The organism is Nitrococcus sp. (assembly GCF_059432795.1).
In genome coordinates, this window is record NZ_JBXWZQ010000083.1 from 1 (window position 1) to 3,438 (window position 3,438).

The following is a 3,438-nucleotide window of genomic DNA, read 5'->3' on the forward strand; positions in this document are numbered from 1 at the left end:
TTCGAAGATGAGCCGGCAGGTGCTGAGATTCTTCAAGCATGGTTTCCTGCTCCCCGCCAGCGACAGGCTGTATCAGCAGCAGCTACGGCCACTTCTCATGGCCTGCCTGTGAATGGGGAGGCGGACATCGTTGCTATCTGGGTCTATAAAAATCCGCTACCGCCGCTTCTCGCACAATCGTGGTAACCGCCACCAGTTCCCCCGCAGATTGGACAGGTACGCGTCGGTTGGGCCGTTCTCGTCGTTGTCGCCTCCGGACGTGTGATCTCCGCAAGATCATCGGCGTCGAAGGACAATCCATACGCGACGGATAATCGAGCTCTGTTCTACACCGATTTTCCGCACTACCCGGCGCATGTCTTCAGAATCTGCAAATTGACTTCTGCCTCTCGTTCTGACAAGACCGAAACCGCCGAGGCGCGTGTACTCTACTCGGAAGGGCGCCAGGTCGCGAGGATCTGAAGATTCCTCACTTGATATCCCTTTCGATCTGTTGCTTGGCCGCCTCCAAATCCTCGAAGGACTCGACACCGCGAGCGATGGCAGCCTCCCGTTCGGCCAGAGCCTCGCCGTGCCAGGCCGGGGGTGCCATCTCGTCGGCGTGCCGACTCAGGTCATCCCAGATTACCTCCATGACCTCGAGCTTTTCCTCGATGGTCATTTCTTTCAATGGCAGAGTAATGCTCATGCGGATTGTTCCTGGCTCCGAGCCGCTTCCAGGTGCGATTTTAACAAGTTGTAGCTCGATCATCCGATATGTGAGAGACCGGAACCTGGGACCGGCTATTTCTGGTCGAAGTTGTTATAATAATCGCCTTTATACGATTATTATATTGCGCTTTGATCGTGTGTATGCGATTCTTTATAAGAGTAATGATCGTATACAGACCATCAAATGCGTGCGAAAGACCGGGCGACAGCCCGTAGACATCTCGATAAGCGCTTGGATTCCGTGCGTGAATTCAGTTTCGCGCGCCCGCCCCGCGGCTGGATCAAAGCCATCCGCGAGGCCCTGGGCATAACCACCCGCCAACTCGCGAAGCGCATTGGCGTGGGGCAGTCCCGCGCGGTCGACATCGAGAAGGCCGAAACCACGGGCGCGATCACGCTCGACTCGCTCCAGCGGGCCGCGCGGGCGCTGGACTGTGAGCTTGTTTATGCCCTGGTGCCGCGCAAGCCGTTAGAGACCATGGTCGAGGAGCGCGCCGCCGCGCTGGCCAAGCGCCGCGTCAAGGCGACCGGCCATACGATGGCGTTGGAAAACCAGAGAGTCGATGAAGAGGATGAACAAGAACAGATCAAACGGCTTGCACGGCAGCTCATGGAGAAGTCCGGCTCCAAGCTGTGGGAGGACGAATGACCGGACCGCTCGACCAGCAAGACGATGCCGCAACACCACTGAATGAGGAGGAGCGTGAAGGTCTCATCCCTTCATACATCACGCTGCGCGGAGAACTGAACGAGGCCGAGCAAGCCAATATTCTTGAAGCCGAAGACTGGGCGATTTCCAGGCAGCGCAACGTTCTGGACGAGCGCTTTCTCGACAATCTTCACAGGCGCATGTTCGGCAATGTCTGGCGCTGGTCAGGACACCACCGCCACTCGAACAAGAATATCGGTGTTGAGGCGTACCGTATCCCGCAGGAACTGCGTCAGCCTCTTGATGATTGCCGGTACTGGATTGAGAACGGTACCTACGAACCCGATGAAATCGCCACACGTTTTCATCACAAGCTTGTATGTATACATCTCTACCCCAACGGCAACGGTCGCCATGCCCGGCTGGCGACCGACCTTCTGATCAATGCACTGGGACGGGAACGCTTCACTTGGGGCAGCGCCAATCTTGTCGATCCCGGCGAAACCCGTCAGCGCTATATCGACGCGCTGCGCGCTGCCGATAATCACGACATAGAGCCCTTGCTGGAATTTGTTCGTTCTTAGCGGGCACCATGATTCGGATCATCATCATGGCAGCAATCGCCACGCAAGCCCTGCCGATCATTGCGTCTTCCGGCCCAAACTGAACACGGATTCCGATTGAGGCCGAACGATTTCCAAGGGTCGGCCGGAATTGGTGTTCGGTTGGCCGCCCAAGTTCGACAGCCGCAGCGATAACTATTTGAAATTGCGATGTTCTATTTTCGATTTTGGCACTACAGGCGCTCTTGAGTGGGTCGTTGTACCTTCAAGTTGGTGAACAGAGACATCTGCCGTTGCGTGAGCGTCGTCAAGCCCTTGGGTTCCTGGATTCCGGCACGCACGCGGTGCAGTTGAATCGAGCGAAGCTGATCGAGCGCATGCATCACGCTGGTGGCGGTATGGGTTGCCTTGACGCGCAAGCGAAGGACACGATTGCTTGCCAGCGCCAGGAAGCAGAGGAACGCATGCGCGCGGATTCGGTCCGGCAGGCGGTGATATACCGGCGCGATCTCGATGTCGCTCTTGAGCACCCGGAAGCCGCGCTCGATGTCGGCCAGGGACTTGTAGCGATCGACGATACCCTGCGCATCGATGTCGACCGTCGGCAAGTTGGTCAGCAACACCAGCTTGCCGTCCAGCAACTCGGCCTTGGCGAGCGCCAGCTGGTTGAGATCGAAGGTAAAGCGATCCGCCTCGAGATCCGCGGTTACGTACCGACTGAGCTTTTCTTCGAGGACGCGGCGAGTGAAGCGCGCGCAGGCGCCACGGTCACTGGCGCGACGACCCCGGCTGCTGCTACCCGATTCCTGCCGGTCGAGCTTCTCGGCGAGTTGATCGCCGAAGGCCATGAGTTCGTCGAGGCGCGCCTGTCGCCGCTCACGCTTGATCCGGGCCATCTGCGGATCATGCGCCACCACCAGGCGCCGGTCGTCGTGCCGGCACTCCCGCACACTGGGTTCGTCGGCGGAGAAGCCGAGCGAGGCGATCCGCTCGGCAACGTCAGCATAGCGCATCGCCGGCACCGCGAGGATGTATTCGAGCGGCGCGCCGCTCGACAAGCGAACGGATTCCAGCGCTTCGAGGTTGTCCAGGGAGAGCAGCCCCCGGTCGGCCACCAGCATCGCGTCCCGTCGCCTTGAGCAGTCCGACGATCAGGCCGTTGACCTGTTCGGCGGACAACTGGTCGGCGCGGCCGAGTTGGGCGATCTGTCGCTGGCGGGTAGGTGTGTTTTCCGGAGCAGGAGCCGCGCAAGTACATGGCAGCACAAGGATTTTCGGAATTCGGACGAAAACGCCCCGAGATTCGGCGCCCTCGATTCCAAAACCGCCCGTTCTCGACTCACGGCTGTCGAACTTGGGAGATCATGCCATCCGCGAGAATACCGTGGGGCTTTTGGTGGTACACCGGGGTGACTTCGATGTCGCGTCTGGGGACTCTGAAGCCTCGCTCTCGTGGTCATACAGGAGGTTGCGCGCCGTAGTATGGCGATGGCACCGTGGGGTAGGCGCGGTAGA

Annotated in this window: 4 protein-coding genes; 2 read left to right on the forward strand and 2 right to left on the reverse strand. The window is 59.3% G+C overall.

The genetic code is table 11. From position 1 onward, the window contains the following. Positions 1-469: 469 nt before the first annotated feature. Positions 470-688, reverse strand: coding sequence for an addiction module protein (locus tag AC52Q4_RS06490; protein ID WP_495535987.1), 219 nt, complete (start codon positions 686-688; stop codon positions 470-472). A gap of 207 nt (positions 689-895) precedes the next feature. On the opposite strand from AC52Q4_RS06490, the gene AC52Q4_RS06495 reads away from it, so the two are divergent. Both AC52Q4_RS06495 and AC52Q4_RS06500 read left to right on the forward strand, forming a co-directional pair. Beyond that, positions 896-1,360: a mobile mystery protein A gene (locus AC52Q4_RS06495; RefSeq protein WP_495535988.1), complete on the forward strand. Its 465-nt coding sequence runs from the start codon at positions 896-898 to the stop codon at positions 1,358-1,360. Further along, positions 1,357-1,944 (forward strand): mobile mystery protein B, encoded by a 588-nt coding sequence (locus AC52Q4_RS06500; RefSeq protein ID WP_495535989.1) that lies wholly within the window; start codon positions 1,357-1,359, stop codon positions 1,942-1,944. The genes AC52Q4_RS06495 and AC52Q4_RS06500 overlap by 4 nt, the downstream gene beginning before the upstream one ends. A gap of 212 nt (positions 1,945-2,156) precedes the next feature. Here the strand turns inward: AC52Q4_RS06500 and AC52Q4_RS06505 are convergent, their stop codons facing one another. Then, entirely contained in the window at positions 2,157-3,044 is an 888-nt protein-coding gene (locus tag AC52Q4_RS06505) for an IS1634 family transposase (RefSeq protein WP_495535990.1), read from the reverse strand. Between the last annotated feature and the right edge of the window lie 394 nt (positions 3,045-3,438).

Bases quoted from the DNA above. Each gene is read 5' to 3' on its own strand.
- AC52Q4_RS06490 (WP_495535987.1), bottom strand. From the start codon at position 688: ATGAGCATTACTCTGCCATTGAAAGAAATGACCATCGAGGAAAAGCTC.
- AC52Q4_RS06495 (WP_495535988.1), top strand. From the start codon at position 896: ATGCGTGCGAAAGACCGGGCGACAGCCCGTAGACATCTCGATAAGCGC.
- AC52Q4_RS06500 (WP_495535989.1), top strand. From the start codon at position 1,357: ATGACCGGACCGCTCGACCAGCAAGACGATGCCGCAACACCACTGAAT.
- AC52Q4_RS06505 (WP_495535990.1), bottom strand. From the start codon at position 3,044: ATGCTGGTGGCCGACCGGGGGCTGCTCTCCCTGGACAACCTCGAAGCG.